At 64.9% G+C, this 17,578-nt stretch carries 19 protein-coding genes; 12 read left to right on the forward strand and 7 right to left on the reverse strand.

The genetic code is table 11. The features are described 5' to 3' along the window. Position 1 precedes the first annotated feature (1 nt). On the forward strand, positions 2-328 hold the full coding sequence (locus tag ACFX5Q_RS09190; protein WP_404277179.1) for an ATPase: 327 nt from the start codon (positions 2-4) through the stop codon (positions 326-328). Positions 329-417: 89 nt separating this feature from the next. Here ACFX5Q_RS09190 and ACFX5Q_RS09195 read toward each other — a convergent pair whose 3' ends face one another. Next, entirely contained in the window at positions 418-807 is a 390-nt protein-coding gene (locus ACFX5Q_RS09195) for a hypothetical protein (RefSeq protein WP_404277180.1), read from the reverse strand. A gap of 139 nt (positions 808-946) precedes the next feature. Beyond that, on the reverse strand, positions 947-1,429 hold the full coding sequence (locus tag ACFX5Q_RS09200; protein WP_404277181.1) for a hypothetical protein: 483 nt from the start codon (positions 1,427-1,429) through the stop codon (positions 947-949). Between the two features lie 165 nt (positions 1,430-1,594). Here ACFX5Q_RS09200 and ACFX5Q_RS09205 point away from each other — a divergent pair, with 165 nt between their 5' ends. The 3 genes from ACFX5Q_RS09205 to ACFX5Q_RS09215 all read left to right on the forward strand — a co-directional run bounded on the left by ACFX5Q_RS09205 (position 1,595) and on the right by ACFX5Q_RS09215 (position 4,759). Further along, on the forward strand, positions 1,595-2,560 hold the full coding sequence (locus ACFX5Q_RS09205) for an L-threonylcarbamoyladenylate synthase (RefSeq protein WP_404277182.1): 966 nt from the start codon (positions 1,595-1,597) through the stop codon (positions 2,558-2,560). Between the two features lie 18 nt (positions 2,561-2,578). After that, positions 2,579-4,009 carry an FAD-binding oxidoreductase gene (locus ACFX5Q_RS09210; RefSeq protein ID WP_404277183.1) on the forward strand — a complete coding sequence of 477 codons (1,431 nt, stop codon included), beginning with the start codon at positions 2,579-2,581 and terminating at the stop codon, positions 4,007-4,009. A gap of 183 nt (positions 4,010-4,192) precedes the next feature. Next, entirely contained in the window at positions 4,193-4,759 is a 567-nt protein-coding gene (locus ACFX5Q_RS09215; RefSeq protein ID WP_404277184.1) for a DUF6101 family protein, read from the forward strand. Between the two features lie 216 nt (positions 4,760-4,975). On the opposite strand, the gene ubiA is transcribed toward ACFX5Q_RS09215, so the two are convergent. Together ubiA and ACFX5Q_RS09225 are read right to left on the reverse strand one after the other, a co-directional pair. Then, positions 4,976-5,959: a 4-hydroxybenzoate octaprenyltransferase gene (gene ubiA, locus ACFX5Q_RS09220; protein ID WP_404277185.1), complete on the reverse strand. Its 984-nt coding sequence runs from the start codon at positions 5,957-5,959 to the stop codon at positions 4,976-4,978. Positions 5,960-6,010: 51 nt separating this feature from the next. Then, on the reverse strand, positions 6,011-6,922 hold the full coding sequence (locus ACFX5Q_RS09225) for a LysR family transcriptional regulator (protein ID WP_404277186.1): 912 nt from the start codon (positions 6,920-6,922) through the stop codon (positions 6,011-6,013). Between the two features lie 90 nt (positions 6,923-7,012). Here ACFX5Q_RS09225 and ACFX5Q_RS09230 point away from each other — a divergent pair, with 90 nt between their 5' ends. Both ACFX5Q_RS09230 and purD read left to right on the forward strand, forming a co-directional pair. Then, positions 7,013-7,804: a phytanoyl-CoA dioxygenase family protein gene (locus ACFX5Q_RS09230; RefSeq protein WP_404277187.1), complete on the forward strand. Its 792-nt coding sequence runs from the start codon at positions 7,013-7,015 to the stop codon at positions 7,802-7,804. A gap of 162 nt (positions 7,805-7,966) precedes the next feature. After that, positions 7,967-9,250 (forward strand): phosphoribosylamine--glycine ligase, encoded by a 1,284-nt coding sequence (purD, locus tag ACFX5Q_RS09235; protein WP_404277188.1) that lies wholly within the window; start codon positions 7,967-7,969, stop codon positions 9,248-9,250. A gap of 127 nt (positions 9,251-9,377) precedes the next feature. On the opposite strand, the gene ACFX5Q_RS09240 is transcribed toward purD, so the two are convergent. Beyond that, positions 9,378-10,493 carry a glycoside hydrolase family 25 protein gene (locus ACFX5Q_RS09240; protein ID WP_404277439.1) on the reverse strand — a complete coding sequence of 372 codons (1,116 nt, stop codon included), beginning with the start codon at positions 10,491-10,493 and terminating at the stop codon, positions 9,378-9,380. Between the two features lie 131 nt (positions 10,494-10,624). Further along, a complete protein-coding gene (locus tag ACFX5Q_RS09245) occupies positions 10,625-10,861 on the reverse strand; it encodes a hypothetical protein (protein WP_404277189.1) in 237 nt (78 codons plus the stop codon). Between the two features lie 194 nt (positions 10,862-11,055). Here ACFX5Q_RS09245 and ACFX5Q_RS09250 point away from each other — a divergent pair, with 194 nt between their 5' ends. From ACFX5Q_RS09250 to ACFX5Q_RS09275, 6 genes are all read left to right on the forward strand, one after another. Continuing rightward, complete coding sequence (locus ACFX5Q_RS09250) at positions 11,056-12,825, forward strand: acyl-CoA dehydrogenase (protein WP_404277190.1); 1,770 nt, start codon at positions 11,056-11,058, stop codon at positions 12,823-12,825. Positions 12,826-12,844: 19 nt separating this feature from the next. Beyond that, positions 12,845-13,600, forward strand: a complete 756-nt coding sequence (locus ACFX5Q_RS09255; RefSeq protein WP_404277191.1) for a crotonase/enoyl-CoA hydratase family protein — start codon at positions 12,845-12,847, stop codon at positions 13,598-13,600. A 242-nt stretch (positions 13,601-13,842) separates the two neighbouring features. Continuing rightward, positions 13,843-15,162: a hypothetical protein gene (locus tag ACFX5Q_RS09260; protein ID WP_404277192.1), complete on the forward strand. Its 1,320-nt coding sequence runs from the start codon at positions 13,843-13,845 to the stop codon at positions 15,160-15,162. After that, positions 15,155-15,748 (forward strand): hypothetical protein, encoded by a 594-nt coding sequence (locus ACFX5Q_RS09265; RefSeq protein ID WP_404277193.1) that lies wholly within the window; start codon positions 15,155-15,157, stop codon positions 15,746-15,748. Before ACFX5Q_RS09260 ends, ACFX5Q_RS09265 begins: the two co-directional genes overlap by 8 nt. Next, positions 15,748-16,323: a hypothetical protein gene (locus tag ACFX5Q_RS09270; protein WP_404277194.1), complete on the forward strand. Its 576-nt coding sequence runs from the start codon at positions 15,748-15,750 to the stop codon at positions 16,321-16,323. The genes ACFX5Q_RS09265 and ACFX5Q_RS09270 overlap by 1 nt, the downstream gene beginning before the upstream one ends. A gap of 14 nt (positions 16,324-16,337) precedes the next feature. Then, complete coding sequence (locus ACFX5Q_RS09275) at positions 16,338-16,907, forward strand: hypothetical protein (protein ID WP_404277195.1); 570 nt, start codon at positions 16,338-16,340, stop codon at positions 16,905-16,907. A 22-nt stretch (positions 16,908-16,929) separates the two neighbouring features. Here the strand turns inward: ACFX5Q_RS09275 and pdxH are convergent, their stop codons facing one another. Next, a complete protein-coding gene (pdxH, locus tag ACFX5Q_RS09280; RefSeq protein WP_404277196.1) occupies positions 16,930-17,559 on the reverse strand; it encodes a pyridoxamine 5'-phosphate oxidase in 630 nt (209 codons plus the stop codon). Positions 17,560-17,578: the final 19 nt, after the last annotated feature.

Below are 17,578 nucleotides of genomic sequence, written 5' to 3' on the forward strand. Positions count from 1 at the left end.
CATGAATTCCGCTCACGACATCGAAGTGACTGAAGAGACGCCGGCCGCCGCCGAGGCGACCGAATCCGCTTCCGACAACATCCTCGACCAGGCTGCCGCCGCCGCGGTTGAAGCCGCCGATCCGTCCGACGACGAGGAGGATGGCGACGACGAAGACGGCGAGGACGCCGGCAAGAAAGCCACCCTCTCGGACGACGAGGATGAGGACGGCGAGGACGAAGACGAAGACGAAGACAGCGTGAAGGCCGAAGGCGGCGACGCTGGCGAAAAAGACGAGTCCGAGGACGAAGAGAACGAAGAGGACGACGACAAGGAAGAGGCGGCCTGAGCCATTTCCGCAGGCCGAGTTGCGAAGAGGGCGGCGCTTGTGCGCCGCCCTCTTTGCGTTGTCTTCCAAAGCTGACTTGGTCAGTCTAGTCAGTCCTCCAGGATGCTGACACGCACGCTGCGTGAATAGACATCGACCTGGATCAGCGGTTCGCCATTGACGATGGCGCGCCTTGTCGAGGAACTCATTGCGCCGCCGCGCTCCAGCATGCGTTGCAGATCCGCGCGGTCGTCATTGCTTTTGAACCAGCCGTCGCCCTCGTCGTCGCTGTCGCGTCGGTGGAACTTGTGCCAGTTGGCGCGGTCCTGCCTCACCATCTGCGCGGCACTGTCCAGCGCAAAGCCGTCGCTGGCGTGATGGTCGCGTTCGGAAATGCGCGCGACATAGGATCCGAGCATGTCGTCGGCCTTCGCCGCACTTGTGCCCAGCGCCGACGCCAGCAACAGCCCGGCGACGGCAAACGCTCTTGCCTTGTTCATGAATGCCCCCTTTGAAACCCCGACTTCGCCTGCCGGAGCCGCTCGAGCAAATTCGAGCCGGCCGCGACAAAGAGACTGGAGAAGAGGATCGCATTCCGGATGCCTACGCCGGACAACCCGACCCGCCTCCGCCGGCAGCTTACATGGCTTTTCCGACAGGGGCTATCGGTGACGGCTGCGCTGCTGTCGGTTCTGGCTGCGGCGCGGGTTGTTGCTCGCCGTTCGAGGCAGTCGCCGCCGGCTTGCCGTCTGGCGCGGGTTTGGTGCCTGCCGCGGGCTTGGTGTCTCCCGCTGCCGGTTCGGCGGCGGCAGTGGCCTTGGCCGGTGCGGCGGCGGGCGTTGCGAAGGCGCCGCCGACGATGCCGCCGCGAATGATCATCGGGCTCTGTATGTGAGGCTTTTCGGGGATCGCCGCCACCTTCTCATTGGTGACGTCGGGCACGGCCTCGCCCAGCGCCACGACCGATGGCGCCGAGGCGATCTTCATCGGCTCGGCCGCTCCGAGCTTGACCACGGATGGCGTCGAGGTCGACGCGCCGAGGACGAGAATGGACGAGGCATGCGCCCCGCCGGCCGTTGCCGCCAGACCGATGCCAAGCATTGCAAGCATGCGCTTCGACACGATGAAAACTCCCCAAACCCTTGGAGCCGGCATCCTATTCCCGGGGGATTGATGCCCGCTTGCACGAAAGCGTAGCATTTTAGGGATTGATAATTCGCCAACGCCCGGACTTGCCCCGTGGACGCCGCCGTATTACGCAGCCCGGCATCTGCAGAGGTGACGAGATTGGCTGAGATACTTGCCGTCGGCGAGGCGATGGAGCGGGCGCTGGCGCTGCTTGAAGGCGGCGATGTCGTCGCCATCCCGACCGAGACCGTCTACGGGCTGGCCGCCGATGCCACCAACGGCATCGGCGTCGCGCGCATCTTCGAGGCCAAGGGTCGCCCGCGCTTCAACCCGCTGATCGCTCATGTCGCCGATATCGCCATGGCCGAGCGCATTGCCGTCTTTGATCCGCTGTCGAAAAGGTTGGCCGAGGCATTCTGGCCGGGGCCGCTGACGCTGGTGCTGCCGCAACGGTCCGGCAACGGCATCCATCCGCTGGTCACGGCAGGGTTGGACACGATCGCGTTGCGCATGCCCCGGGGTTTTGGCGGCGAGCTGATCGCCAGGCTCGGCCGCCCGCTGGCCGCGCCCAGCGCCAATTCTTCGGGCAGGATCAGCGCCACCACGGCGGAGGCCGTGGCGGCCGACCTCGGCGCGAAAATCAGGCTGGTCGTCGATGGCGGTGCGACGCCGGTCGGGCTGGAATCCACCATCGTCAAGGTCGAGGGCGAAGACTTGCGCTTGCTGAGGCCCGGCGGCGTTGCTGCCGAGGACATCGAGGCGGTGGCCGGCGTCAAGCTGCTGCGCGGCGCGGTCACTGGCATCGAGGCGCCCGGCATGCTCGCCTCGCACTATGCGCCAGGTGCCGCGGTGCGGCTCAATGCGGGCCAAGTCGCCGGCGGCGAAGCGCTGCTCGCCTTCGGCAAACGCCGCGCCGGAGGTTGGCAGGATGCCATCGCCCTGCGCAACCTGTCCGAGAGCGGCGACCTGCGCGAAGCGGCCACCAACCTGTTTGCCCATCTGCAGGCGCTCGACCAGAGCGGCGCCACGACCATTGCCGTCGAGCCGATCCCGTTCGACGGGCTGGGCGAGGCGATCAACGACCGGCTCTTTCGTGCCGCCGCCCCACGTGACAAGGCCGATTGAGGGCCATAGTTTCTGCCCATGAACGACGCCCCCTCCGATCTCGCCCCCGCCCTCATCGACCGCTTCGCCGCAATCGTCGGCGAGAACTATGCGTTGCGCGACCAACGTGATATCGCGCCCTACCTCACTGAGCGCCGCGGCCTGTGGCACGGCCGGACGGCGCTGGTGCTGCGGCCGGGCAGCGTCGAGGAGGTCAGCCGCATCATGCGGCTGGCGACCGAGACCGCCACGCCGGTCGTGCCACAGAGCGGCAACACCGGGCTGGTCGGCGCTCAGGTGCCGGACGCTTCAGGCCGCGAGATCGTGTTGTCCTTGTCGCGGCTCAATCGCATCCGCGAGATCGATGTCTTTTCTAACACCGTGACTGTCGAGGCCGGTGTTATCCTGCAGACGCTGCAGGAAGCGGCCGACGCTGCCGGCCGGCTGTTTCCGCTGTCGCTGGCAGCACAAGGCTCCTGCCAGATCGGCGGCAATCTGTCGTCCAACGCCGGCGGCACCGGCGTGCTTGCCTACGGCAATGCGCGCGAGCTCTGCCTCGGCGTCGAAGTGGTGCTGCCGACCGGCGAGGTGTTCGACGATCTGCGCAAATTGAAGAAGGACAACACCGGCTACGATCTGAAGAACCTGTTCGTCGGCGCCGAAGGCACTTTGGGCATCATCACCGCCGCCGTGCTGAAACTCTTCCCCAAGCCGAAGGGTAGGGAAGTGGCATTCGCCGGCCTGTCGTCACCCGAGGCCGCGCTCTCCCTGTTCGGCCTGGCGATGGACCGGGCCGGTGCTTCGCTCACCGCGTTCGAGCTGATCGCCAAGAGGCCTTACGACTACACGCTGAAGCATGCGCAAGGCGTTACCCGGCCGCTGGCAGGGGACTGGCCCTGGTATGTGCTGATGCAGGTGTCCTCGGGCCGTTCGGAAGAGGACGGCAGGGCGCTGATCGAGGAGGTGCTGTCGGCCGGGCTGGAGCAGGGCATCGTCGACGACGCGGTGATCGCGGCAAGCCTGGCCCAGGGCGACGCCTTCTGGAATTTCCGCGAGGTGCTGCCCGAGTGCCAGAAACCCGAAGGCGCCTCGATCAAGCACGACATTTCCGTGCCGATATCATCGATCCCCGAATTCATCGGAAAAGCCGCCGTCGCGGTCGCTTCGATCAGCCCCGATGCGCGCGTCGTCTGCTTCGGCCATATGGGCGACGGCAACCTCCACTACAACATCTCCCGGCCGGTGGATGGCGACGACGAGGCCTTCCTCGGTCTCTACCACACCATGAACAAGGCCGTGCACGATGTCGTGCGCTCCTTCCACGGCTCGATCTCGGCCGAGCATGGCATCGGCCAGCTGAAGCGCGATGAACTGATCGCTACGGCGCCGCCGATGGCGATCGATTTGATGCGTCGGGTCAAGGCTGTCTTCGACCCGGCCGGCATCATGAATCCCGGTAAGGTTATCTGATCCTTCCAACATGTTGTGTTGGTTGCATTCCGATAACCATCGCCTGAGATCAGCAAAATTTAACCGACTTTCTTAAGCGCGGCGGTAAGAAGCCGGCGCTAATATTCCTGCATAAACGAGGCCGGAAAAACCGGCCCGGAGAGAACCGGAAAACGGCCCTCAGGAGTAACAGGAAGGCAATCGATGAACACTGGACTGAAGCCAGTCTGGGCCGGACGTAACATGCGTCTCGACCCATTCCGCCTGCCGCAGATGGTGACCTATGCGACGCGCGACGACTATGGCGACGTTACCTTCACCATCGACCAGCGTGGCGCCGTCATTCGCCGCATGCTGGAGATGAGCGGCGTGCCGGCGATCATCGCGCTGCCCGCCAACGCGTTTCGTGGCGTCGCCGCCCGCGCGATGGAGGATCCGGATGGCAACGTCACAGTGACGCTCGAGCTCCTGCACAATGATCCGATGCTGTCGGTGCCGCTGCTGGTGGCCGACGATCTCGACGACGTCGCTGCCGACTGGCGCGCCTGGGCCGACGCCTACCGTCTGCCGATGCTGCTGATCGAGGCCGACGGCATCGCCCGCACGCTGGAGGAATCGCTCGGCGCCGCCATCAAGGCGCTGCCGCCGCAGGACCGCCGCAAGGGCCGCGCCTCGACCATGCGCCGTCCGCGCTTCCTCGCCCGCCGCAGGGCCGGCGATCTCGGCCTCAGGCTGGTCGTCGACGGCCAGGAGATTATTGCGCGGGAGTAGGCTTGGCGCCTTCCTTCTCCCCCTGTGGGAGAAGGTGGCCGAGCGAAGCTCGGTCGGATGAGGGGTGTTCCAGCTTGGCGGAACGCTCCGCCTAGACGCTGACTGACTAACGGCGGCGATACCCAGCCAACGCCTCATTCCTTCCAACACCCCTCATCCGTCTCGGCGCTGCGCGCCGATCCACCTTCTCCCACAAGGGGAGAAGGAAACAAGCCCTTACACCAGCGGCTTCAACGCCACCCAGAGCGAACCGCCGATCAGGCCGAGGAAGATCAGCCAGCCGACCTGGTTGTTCGACCTGAACAACCGCAGGCATTGGTCAGGATTGTCGATGTCGAGCACGGCGATCTGCAGTGCCATATGCGCGCCGGCGGCGATCAGCCCCGCCAGCGCCGGCACCGGCGCCTGTGCCGAGGCGAAAGCGATGGCGAAGCAGATGAGCGCCCCGCCGTAGAGCCCGACCAGCCAGATCTTGGTGTTGTCACCGAACAGCCGCGCGGTCGAGCGCACGCCAACGATGGCGTCGTCTTCCTTGTCCTGATGCGCATAGATCGTGTCGTAGCCGATCACCCACAGGATCGAGCCGATATAGAGCATGATGGCGGGGCCATCGAGATCGCCGAATTCCACCGCCCAGCCCATCAGCGCGCCCCAGGAAAAGGCGAGGCCAAGCACGAATTGCGGCCAGTTGGTGAAGCGCTTCATGAACGGATAGATGGCGATCACGGCGAGCGAGGCGATGCCGAGCGGAATGGCAAAGCTGTTGAACTGCAAGAGCACTGCCAAGCCCACCAGCGCCTGGATTACGAGGAACACCCAGGCCTGCTTGCGCGTCACCTTGCCTGCCGGCAGCGGCCGCGACCGCGTGCGCTCGACCTGGTTGTCGATGTCCTCGTCGACCAGGTCGTTATAGGTGCAACCGGCGCCGCGCATGGCGATGGCGCCGATCAGGAACAGCAGGAGATACCAGGGCGCGGGTAGCAGCGTCAGCAGCGGATCCGCGGGGCGGGGATAGGCACTGGCGGCAAGGGCGGCAGACCACCAGCACGGCCACAACAGCAGCTGCCAGCCGATCGGCCGATCCCAGCGGGCAAGCTGCGCGTAGGGCCAGAGCCAGCGCGGCAGCGCCCGGTAGGCCCAATGGCCGCTCGGCGCATCGGCGACACGGCCCTGGGCTGCTTTCGACTGGATGGGTTCCATGCTGCTGGAGTGGCAGCAGCGATGGGCGCCGTCAAGCGTCAGGCGAAACCATCACCCGGTGAAAACATCGTGACCAAAGAACCATTCCTTCGCCACCTCGGTGAACGTCAGCGCCGCCTTCGACAGCCGCTGGCGCGTGTCGTGGGCAAGGATGATGCGTTGCATGGGCAGCGGATCGGACAGCGGCTTGCACACCAGCGGCAGGCCGTCATAGCTCATGTCGCCATGCGGCCTGGTGTAGCTGACGGCGACGCCGAAGCCGTTGGCCACCATGCTGCGCTGCAGTTCGAACGAACTCGTCGTCGAATGGGCGGTGGGCGACAAGCCACGGCTTAAGAACAGGTCCAGCATGTGCTGCCAGCTGTGCGGCTGGTCGGTGGTGATCAGCGGATGCGCCGCAAGGTCGGCGAGGCTGACCGTCGGCTGACTGGCCAGCGCATGGCCCTGGGGCAGAAGCGCATGCGGTCGCAGCTCGTGCAGCAGGATGCGGGCGAAATGCGCCGGCAGGCCGAGATCGTAGGTGAGGCCGAGATCGATGGCGGAATCGCCCAGCCGCCGTCCCAGCGTCTCGAAGGTCTCGTCGCGGACGATGACGGTGACGGCAGGACAGCGCTGCGCAAACGAGCGTATCAGCGCCGGCGCGAAATGGGGCGCCAGATCCTCGAAACAGCCAAGCACCAGTTCGCCGGCGACATCGTCGTCACGCGTCCCAAGCCCTATCAGTTCGTCTGCTTCGGCGAGCACCTGTTTTGCCTTGGCCACCGCGCCGCGGCCGAACGAGGTCAGCGCAATGCCGCTGCCGCGCTGGCGCACGAACAATTTCTGGCCGAGCGTCGCTTCGACATTGTCGATCGCCACCGAGATCGACGGCTGTGAGACGTTCAGCATCCTTGCGGCCGCGGTGACGCTGCCATGGCGCGCCACGGCGACGAGATAACGCAGCTGGGTGAGGGTCAGGTTCATAGAGAAAAACTATAAGCGAAATGACAAGTTATTATTTTACGCGATGTTCTGGGGCTGCGATAGTCGGGCCATCAACCAAGGAGAATTGCGATGGCCGCCCAGATCGATGCTGAGACAATCGCCGATTACCAGCGCGATGGCGCGGTCTGCATCCGCGGCGCCTTCAAGGACTGGGTCGAGACAATTGCCGCCGGCATCGAGCGCAACATCCAGAACCGCAGCGCCATCGCCTCCGACATCGCCAACGGCCGCGGCAGCTTCTTCGACGATTACTGCAACTGGGAGCGCATTCCCGAATTCGTCGACGTGGTGCGGAACTCGCCCGCCGCCGAACTGGCGGCGGCTGTGATGCAATCGCGCAGCGCCCAGTTCTTCCACGACCATGTGCTGGTCAAGGAGCCGGGCACGCAGAAACCGACGCCCTGGCACCAGGACATCCCCTATTATTTCGTCGACGGACAGCAGACGGTGAGCTTCTGGATCCCCATCGATCCCGTCAAGGAGGCGACGTTGCGGCTGATCGCCGGCTCGCACAAATGGGACAAGATGATCCTGCCGGTGCGCTGGCTCGACGACAGCAATTTCTACGCCGGCGAGGGCGACTATTTGCCGGTGCCCGACCCCGACAAGGATTCCTCGATGAAAGTCCTCGAATGGGAGATGCAGCCGGGCGACGCCATCCTGTTCGACTTCAGGACCGCGCATGGCGCGCGCGGCAATTTGACCGCGGCCCGGCGCCGGGCGCTGTCGCTGCGTTGGGTCGGCGACGATGCGCGCTATGTCGAACGACCCGGCCGCACGTCTCCTCCCTATCTCGGCCATGACATGAAGCCCGGGCAGAAACTGCGCGAGGACTGGTTCCCGGTCGTCTTCCAGAGCTGACCGGCCGGATCACCTTCGTCAGGCGCGAACTTGCCTCCTCGATCCCATCGGCGGGCAATGTTCCCGTGCGCAATTGCTGCCAAAGTGTCGAGACGCCTTGACCCGTCGCCCCGAGACCAATAGCGGGTTCTGGACGAGGACGATCGGCAGCAAGAGGTAGCCATGAATGTTCTTCTTCTCGGCTCGGGCGGCCGCGAACATGCGCTCGCCTGGAAGATTGCCGCCTCGCCGCTGCTGACAAAGCTCTACGCGTCGCCCGGCAATCCGGGCATTGGCCGTGAAGCCGAACTGGTCAAGCTCGATATCGCCGACCACTCCGCTGTCGCCGCCTTCTGCCAGGAGAAGAAAATCGACCTGGTCGTGGTCGGGCCGGAAGGGCCGCTGGTGGCCGGCATTGCCGACGATTTGCGCGCATGGGGCATCCGCGTCTTCGGCCCGTCCAAGGCGGCGGCGCGGCTCGAAGGCTCCAAGGGTTTCACCAAGGACCTTTGCGCCAGGTACGACATCCCGACCGCCGCCTATGGCCGCTTTGGCGACCTGGTCTCAGCGAGAGCCTATGTTGAAAAGACGGGCGCGCCGATCGTTATCAAGGCCGATGGTCTGGCCGCCGGCAAGGGCGTCACCGTGGCCATGACGCTGGACGAGGCGCTCGCAGCACTCGACGCCTGTTTCGACGGCTCCTTTGGCGCGGCCGGAGCCGAGGTCGTGGTCGAGGAGTTTCTCACCGGCGAGGAGGCAAGTTTCTTCTGCCTGTGCGACGGCACCACCGCGCTGCCCTTCGGCACCGCGCAGGACCACAAGCGCGTCGGCGAGGGCGATACCGGCCCCAACACCGGCGGCATGGGCGCCTATTCGCCGGCGCCGGTGATGACGCCTGACATGGTCGAGCGCACGATGCGCGAGATCATCGAGCCGACCATGCACGGCATGGCCGAACTCGGCGCGCCGTTTGCCGGCATTCTCTTTGCCGGGCTGATGATCACGGACAAGGGACCGAAGCTGATCGAATACAACACCCGGTTCGGCGATCCGGAATGCCAGGTGCTGATGATGCGGCTGAAGGACGACCTGCTGGTGCTGCTCAACGCCGCCGTCGACAGCCAGCTTGCGCACAGCTCGGTGCGCTGGCACGACGAAGCGGCGCTCACCGTGGTGATGGCGGCGAGGGGCTATCCCGGCACGCCGGAAAAAGGCTCGGTCATCCGCGGCCTCGATGAAGCCGCCAGCGACGGCGCCCAGATATTCCACGCCGGCACCGCCATCAATGGCGGCGCGCTGGTTGCCAATGGCGGCCGGGTGCTCAATGTCACCGCGACCGGCGCAACCGTCGGCGAAGCGCAGAAACGCGCTTACGCCGCGCTCGACCGCATCGATTGGCCGCAAGGTTTCTGCCGCCGCGACATTGGCTGGCAGGCGGTGGCACGCGAAAAGGTTGGCGCCAACTAGAGCAATTCCAGGAAAAGTGCGTAGCGGTTTTCCGTCCGGAATTACGTAAAAACAAATACTTAGAGCGGGGCAGCGATTCTATCAAACGCTGAACCGCTCTAGGCTCGCGCACCCAGGTGGCAAGCCTTCAGCGCCTGCGACGATCCAGTTCCGTCGAGGCGGTGCTGACCGGGTCGGCCGCCACGGCGAAGGCGGCCTCGATCTGCGCGGTTGAACGCTGCTCGGTCCGCTTCCAGGCGACATAGTCGGCAATGCCGAAGCGCGGACGCCGCGGCACCGTCTTCACCACCGGCATGCGGAAGCCGTCGCGGAATCTCTGCCAGCGCGCGCCGAGCACCGAGACCATTTCCTCGAATGTCGGCGGTGTCGCCACATCGGCGTAGGTGATGGTGAATCTGCCGGCGAGCCCGTCCGCGCGCGAGACCGGCACAGGTATCGAGGCGAGATAGTCCGTCGGCACATCGATCAGCCCGCCGAAGGCCCATTGCGCGCGCAACTGGTCGCCGTTCATCGGCGCGACATTGACGTCGATGTCATTTGGCGTGCCCGCCACCCGGTAGGGACAGCGGAAGCGCCCGCAATTGGCTTGCGCCGAAAATTGCCAGAGTGCGTAACCCTGCCAGTTGCCCATCGGAAAATGCACGTCGATGTCGGGCTTGTAGCGGGCGTACCAGAGCGGCAGCCGCGACAGGAGCCGGTATTGGTAGCGGTTGTCGGCAATGTACTGGGCGGTCTTGCCGTTGGTGTAGAGCACCGGGAAGCGGCCAACACGCCGATGCACCTGACGCACGAACTCCTCGGCATCCTCCAGCGATATCCACTGCGTCGGGTCGTTGCCCTCGAGGTCCAGCGCCATCAGTTCGTCCGGCGCCGGCTCGGCGAAATCGATGAAATTGTTGGCTTGCTCGACGGGATTGCCGGGACGCGCAAGATGATAGGCGCCCCATTTCAGGCCGAGCGCCTTGGCCACCACCTTGCGCGTCTGGAACAGTTCGCGCGTCACCGCATGACGCTTCCACAGCGCCTTGCAGAGCCGCACTTCCGTCTCGTCACCCGAGCAGAAATAGGGCGGCGGCAACCCATCGGAGGCCTTGTTGATGAAGCCGACGACGCGCTTGTCGGTGGCAAGCTGCCCCCAGTCGATGGAATTGTATTCGTAGGCGTCGATCACCAGCGCGCGGTCGGCATTCTTCCACGGCTCGGAGAAATCCGAGGCCTTTGCTGCCAGTGTCAGCGCCACCATCGCCGCGAGAGCGAGCGCTGAGCGGCGAAGAAGATGCGCCGGCGTTTTCAAACAGGGAGTCCCCGCTGACCAAATACCGATGGTGAACCGCTATGGTTAAGGAATTGCTTTTGTAGCGCGGCAACCGACTGTCACCGGCGTATCAGCGGCTGGATCTCGAACGGATCGGGCGCCGGCTCCTGCGGCAGCGTTCCTTCGGCCGCGCGCTTGCGATGGTGGGCGAGAGAGCATTGCGGCGAGCACAATATGCCGCGATCCGACCAGTAGGCGGCGCCGTTCTCCAGTTTGCCATGATGATACCAGAACCCCGCAGCCCGGTAGGGCAGCCCGCATTCGATGCAGCGATAAGCGTCGGGTCTGGCGAGCATGGATGGGTTCCGCTCCGATCTGTCGCCGGCCGAATGCCGGGCTGACCCCGATTCTAATACGCGCCACCGCGATTGCAAAATCCGCGTGACAAAGTTTGACGTTTACGTAAAAAGAAGATGGGAGCGAAGGGCTAGTGGTTTTGCGGCCGCGCCGGCCCTAGGGTCGGCTGGCGGAAGCTGAGGAGGATAGCGGCATGTATCGGGCACCGGTCGAGGACATCGCCTTCACGTTGAAGCACGTGGCCGGCCTGAAGCCGGCGCTGGAGGCCGGCACGTTCGGCGATCTCGGCGAGGACCTTGTCGATGCCATCCTGGCCGAGGCCGGCCGCTTCGCCACCGACGAAGTGGCGCCGCTCTACAAGATCGGCGACGAGCGGGGCGCGGTGCTGAAAGATGCCGCCGTCACCATGCCGCCAGGCTGGAAGGAGCTTTACCGGCGCTGGATCGATGGCGGCTGGAATGCGCTCTCCGGACCGGAAGAGTTCGGTGGCCAGGGTCTGCCGACCATGCTCGGCGTCGCCGCGCTCGAAATGTGGAACTCCGCCGCCATGGCCTTCGGCATTGGCCCGACCCTGACCATGGGCGCGGTCGAAGCGCTCGACAAGCACGCGTCGGAGGCGCTGAAGGCCAAATATCTGGCAAAGCTCGTTTCCGGCGAGTGGATGGGCACGATGAACCTGACCGAGCCGCAGGCCGGTTCCGACCTCGCCGCCTTGCGCAGCCGCGCCGAGCCGGCCGGTGACGGCACCTACCGCATCTTCGGCCAGAAGATCTTCATCACCTATGGCGAGCACGATTTCACTGACAACATCATCCATCTGGTGCTGGCAAGGCTGCCTGATGCGCCGGCCGGCACGCGCGGCATCTCGCTGTTCCTCGTGCCGAAATTCCTGGTCGGCGACGATGGTGCCCTCGGCGCGCGCAACGACGTTTTCTGCTCCGGCCTGGAGCACAAGCTCGGCATCCATGCCTCACCCACCTGCACCATGATCTATGGTGACGGCTTCCAGGGGATCAAGCCCGGCGCCATCGGCTGGCTGATCGGCGAAGAGAACAAGGGCCTCGCCTGCATGTTCACCATGATGAACAATGCCCGGCTCTGCGTTGGCATGCAGGGCGTGGCGGTGGCCGAGACGGCGACGCAGAAGGCGATCGCCTATGCCAATGAGCGCCGCCAGGGCAAGGCATCCGACTTTGCTGGCGCGGGTATGGCGCCGATCGTCCATCACCCCGACGTGCAGCGCAACCTTCTGACCATGCAGGCGCTGACCCAGATCGCCCGAGCCATCAGCTACTCCTGCGCGCATGCCATCGACCGCGCCCGTGTCGCCGAGGGCGAGGCCGCCGCCAACTGGCGCGACCGCGCCAATCTGCTGACGCCACTGGCCAAGGCCTTTTCGACCGATGTCGGCGTCGATGTCGCGTCGCTGGGCGTCCAGGTTCATGGCGGCATGGGCTTCATCGAGGAGACGGGCGCTGCCGCCCTTTACCGCGATGCCCGCATCGCGCCGATCTACGAAGGCACCAACGGCATCCAGGCGATCGATCTGGTGGCGCGCAAGCTGCCGCTCGGCGGCGGCGAGCACGTGCATCGCTATATCGGCGAACTGAAGGCGGGAGCCGACGCGGTGCGGATCTCCAATGTCGAGGGCTTTGGCCGCACCGCCGATAGCCTGGATCAGGCGCTCGATGATCTATCCGAAGCCACGCGCTTCCTGCAGAAGTTGCTGGCGGAAGGACGCTCGGACGAGGCGTTGGCCGGCGCCACGCCCTATCTCCGGCTGATCTCGCTTGCCGCCGGCGGCGCCTATCTGGCGCAAGGTGCGCTTGCCGACCATGGCCGCGTCGCGCTCTGCCGCTTCTTTGCCGAAAACCTGCTTGGCGAGACGCGCGCCTTGAAGGAGCGCGTTGTCGGCGGCGCCGAAAGCCTTGCCGCAGCCGGCAAGACGCTCATTTCTGCCTGACGTTCACAAGGAAAAGACCGTGACAGACCATATCCTCGTCGAGCGCCAGGGCGCCATCCAGATCATCCGCATGAACCGTCCGGACAAGAAGAATGCCCTGACGCGCGCCATGTACGCGACAATGTCGGCTGCCCTTGCCGAAGGCGATGCCGATCCGGCGGTTCGCGTGCACGTCTTTCTCGGCGTGCCCGGCGCCTTCTCCTCCGGCAACGATCTTGCCGACTTCATGGTCATCGCCACCGGCGGCGAGGGCGGGACGGAGGTCTGGGATTTCCTGATTGCCCTGGCCAAAGTGGAAAAGCCCATAGTGTCGGGCGTCGACGGCATAGCGGTCGGCATCGGCACCACGATCAACTTGCATTGCGACCTGACCTTCGCCACCCAGCGCACAGTCTTCCGCACGCCCTTCGTCGATCTGGGCCTGGTGCCGGAGGCGGGGTCGAGCCTGCTTGCGCCGCGGATCCTGGGGCAGCAAGGCGCTTTCGCGCTGCTCGGTCTCGGCGAAGGCTTTTCCGCCGAGCGGGCGAAGGCCGCCGGGCTGATCTATGAGGTGGTCGAGGAGGGTGCACTGGAAGCTGCCGTGCTGGAAGCCGCCAGCCAGATCGCGGCCAAGCCGCCGCAGGCGCTGAAGATCGCGCGCGACCTCATGCGCGGCTCGCGCGAGGATCTCGTCGCCCGCATCAGCGTGGAAAGCGAACACTTCCGCGAGCGCCTGAAATCCGATGAGGCCCGCGCCGCGCTCACGGCGTTCATGATGCGCAAGAAGGCGGGCTGAGCCAGCTGCCCGCCGCTAAGCATTCGGCAAAAGCGGTGGGCACGGCAGAGTTGCGTCTGGTCTGGGGAAACTCGCGCATGGCGTGATTTTGGTCTGTACATGCAACGCCTCGCGCCCTATCTGACGAGTGGGCGGTTGGGGTGTCCTGCGAGGTGGAGAGGACATGACCAAAGACGTTGCCATCAATGCGCAATTTGCCGAAAATGATTGCCGGCGCCCATTGATGCGTTGAACGCCTCGATATGCTTGCCGATGCCGTAAAGCCGCTCGGGCTGACGCTCAAGCTCTGGTGGCGCTTCTGGCCGCAATTGGTCGCCATCGTTCTGCTGGGCATCGTGTTCGGCGACCTGTTCATGCAGGTCGCGGCGCGTACCGCCTTTCTCAACCACATGGCAGGGCTCGCCTTGCTGACGCTCGTCGCTTTGACTCAGCTCATCGTCACGGTCGCCATGTTCCAGACATTGCTGTCGGCGCTGCCCGCGACACGTGCCGCGCAACAGGCGGCACGCGATGAAAGCTCGGGCGAGACGCGCGGCGGCAGCGCGCGGCTGGCCCGCATGGTGACCGTCGCGCTGCTGCCCTTTTTCGCCTACTACGCCGCCTGGGGTTTTCTAGGCGATACGGTGCGGCAATATTCGCGCGTCACGCTCGACATGGCTCCGTTCGGTGAAAGCGCAGGCAACGTGCTCGATGTCCTCGATTCGCGATGGCTGGTCTTTTCCGTTGCGATCTCGTGGTTGGTCCGGCGCTTCGCCACCACGATGCAGAAACGCGGCGGCGGGCGCTCCTTCTGGCAGATCGTCGTGGTGATCTGCGAGACCAACTGGATCTTTATCGGTCTCTACGTGATCTCGCGCTGGAAGGACGAAATCCTCGGCTGGATCATGAGCCGCAACGTCTTTTCCGTCCTGCAGGCCACGGCGGACGGCATCGCCAGCCCAATCGCAAGCGCCTTCGCCGACCCAATGGTGCCCGTGGAGGTCACCTCCATCGACACGGCGACCAAGCTGATCAACCTGTTCTTCTTCATGCTGCTGCCGGTGATCTGGCTTGTGCTGGCCGCGCTCATCTACGGCTACGATGTCCGCGACGACAGGGAGCTGATGCGCGTGCACCAGCGCGTCGAACGTCTCGGCGAGCGTTATCGCGCCATCCCGAAATTCCTGCGCGACTTTGCCGAGCACTTCATCTCCGGCTATCGCTCGCGCTACCTGCCGATCGCCAATGGCGTGCGCATCACGCTGAGCTCCGGCGTCGTGCTGATCGTCACGCTGATCGTCGGCTATCGGCTGATCGACTGGCTGGCGGCCTGGGCGTGGCTGGGTATGACGCGCCTCATCGGCCCGCATGATCTAGACACCTGGCAGGTTCTTTCCGAGGCCATTTCGCTCTTGTTCGGCAGCCCGTTCCAGGACAGCTCGACCGGCATCCTCGTCGAGCCGCTTCGCATCTGCTTCCTCGCAGCGATCCTCGAAACCGCATTCGCGCTGCCAAAGCGCCAGACCGATGATGGCGCGCAACTGTCCGATCCGAAGGGCAGGGTCGAGGCCCACAATGTTTGAGAACGCCGGTTCCCGCCTGAAAGCTTGGCTGGTGGCCGGCATCGGCACCGCGGCAGCGTTGGCTCTCGCTGGTGTGCTGGGCGCGTTCGGCGCGAGGCACGAGCCGATGCAGCTCCTGGCGCCGACCGGCCGGATCGAAACTGGCCAGTGGCTGCTGCGGCCGCTCCGGGCCTATACCGCCGAAGGCGAGAACCTCTACGGCGCGCCGCTCAAGCCTGGGGCCAAGGCGCTGGTCTTCGAGGTCGAAATGACGAACCGCACGGCGAAGTCCAGCAAGGATTATTTCGATGTCCTGCAGGCGAGCCAGGCCACGGTCGATCCATCGTCCAAGCCTTTCATAGTGCTGACGCGCGATTCCACGCTCTCGCCGGAATTGCATCCCGGCATGCCCGAGCGCATGGCCTATATCTGGGAACTGCCGGGCGGGTCGGCTCCGCCGGCGAGCCTCGACCTGACGGTGATCCGCAAGACCTACAAGCAGCGCGACAACCTCTACGGCTTGCCAGGCTGGTTCAATCCGGCGCCGGCCGGCACGCTGACACTTCCCGTCGGCTCCGGGCCCGACACGGCGGACATCCAGCCATGATGCGCAAGACGGCCAACATCATCCTGCTGCTCGTTGCGGTGGCATTTTGCTACGGCCTGCAAATGTCGAAGCCACATTATGGTGACCTTATCGGACCGATCCCCGCGCACGGCAATGCGGGTGAGACGATCACCGGACGGAACTTTGAGGTGCGTGCGGAAAAGGTGGCATTCGCCCGGAACCTCAAGGTGGATCGCTTCGGTGAGACCAAGATCCTGACCACCGGTGGTGTCTGGGCCGTGGTGACGGTGGAGTTTACGGCGCGGAAGCAATCGACGTCCGTTGCGGTCGCGTCCTGGCGCGGTCCGACTGGCCTTAACTATGATCAGACCGAGCGGATGTCGTTTGCCGACGGGCTTCTTCCCGTGGCCATCGACCCCGGCCTGCCGAAGAAGGCAAGGCTGGTCTTCGAGTTGCGGCCGGACGAGGCCAGCAACGCGACCTTGCTGATTTCGGAAAAGCTGATGTCGGCGCTCGATTCGCAGGCAGAGATTTCGCTCGGACCGGTCGCCATCGCACCCGATGGCTTGCCTGCTGGCACAGTCGACACCTTGGATATGTCGCAGCCGATCTGAAGGACTGGCACGGAATGACAGCACAGGATCTGGTTCAGCAAAGTGGGCTCGGCGAGCGGAAATGGCGACGCCGCAGCCTTTGGGCGCTGCTTCTGCTGATCCCCTTGACCTTGGCCGTCGAGGCCTATGACAGCGTCAAGGCGCTGCTGGCCGACAATGACCTGTTTGCGCGCCGCGTCGCCTGGGGCCAGAGCGTGCATTTCGGCGGCAGCGACTGGAAACTGACCGACCTGCGCGGTGCCTTCGGCATGGCGAACCTGCCGCCGGATTCCGTGCCCGTGCTGGCTGACTTCTCGGTAAAGGTCGGCGATCCCGATCTGCAAAAACTCTGGCTTGGCTGCAAGGTGATGCTGATCGACGCCGCCGGCCGGCGCTGGGCGCCGACATCGGCGGTGACGCTGAAGGCGCCAGGCGACGTGCAGACCTGCACGTCGGCGATCTTCTCCGGCGCCAAGAGCGGCGACACCCTCAATTTGCGCGAGACCTTCCTGGTGCCGAAGGACGTGACGAAGACGATACGGCCGGCGGTCGGCCTCGCCAGCGAGCGGCCGCATTTCCTGCTGTTCCAACTGGAAAAGGATTGATTTCCTGCGCCCGTCCGAGGGGCTAGGGGTATAGTCGCGTCTTGTCCCAGCCGCCTGCGGCATTGCGCGAAAAGACGAGGCGGTCGTGCAGGCGGAATGGCCGGTCGTGCCAGAACTCGATCGTTTGCGGCACGATGCGGAAACCCGACCAATGCTTTGGGCGCGGAATCTCGCCGATCGGGTAGCGCGCCGTGTATTCGGCGACCGCCTTTTCCAGCGCGAAGCGGCTTTCCAGCGGCCGCGACTGTTTCGAGGCCCAGGCGCCGATGCGGCTGCCGCGCGGCCGCGTCGCGTAATAGGCATCCGCCTCGGCATCGCTGACGATCTCCACCGGTCCGCGCACGCGCACCTGCCGGCGCAGCGATTTCCAGTGGAAGCACATCGCCGCCTTCATGCTGCCAAGAATCTCGCGGCCCTTGGCGCTCTCGAAATTCGTGTAGAATACAAACCCGCCTTCATCGAACCCCTTGAGCAGCACCATCCGCACATCCGGCATGCCGTCGGCATCGACGGTCGCCAGCGCCACGCCGTTGGCGTCGTTGATCTCGCTCTTCGTCGCGTCGTCGAGCCAGGCGCCAAACAGTCGGAATGGCTCGGCAGCCTCGGTAAAGTCACCGGTTGTTAACTCAGTTTCGCTCATAGTTTTTCTCAAATTGTCACGATGGCTGGGA

The sequence above is a fragment of the Mesorhizobium sp. IMUNJ 23033 genome, assembly GCF_044778005.1.
Taxonomy (GTDB): Bacteria; Pseudomonadota; Alphaproteobacteria; order Rhizobiales; family Rhizobiaceae; genus Mesorhizobium; species Mesorhizobium amorphae_A.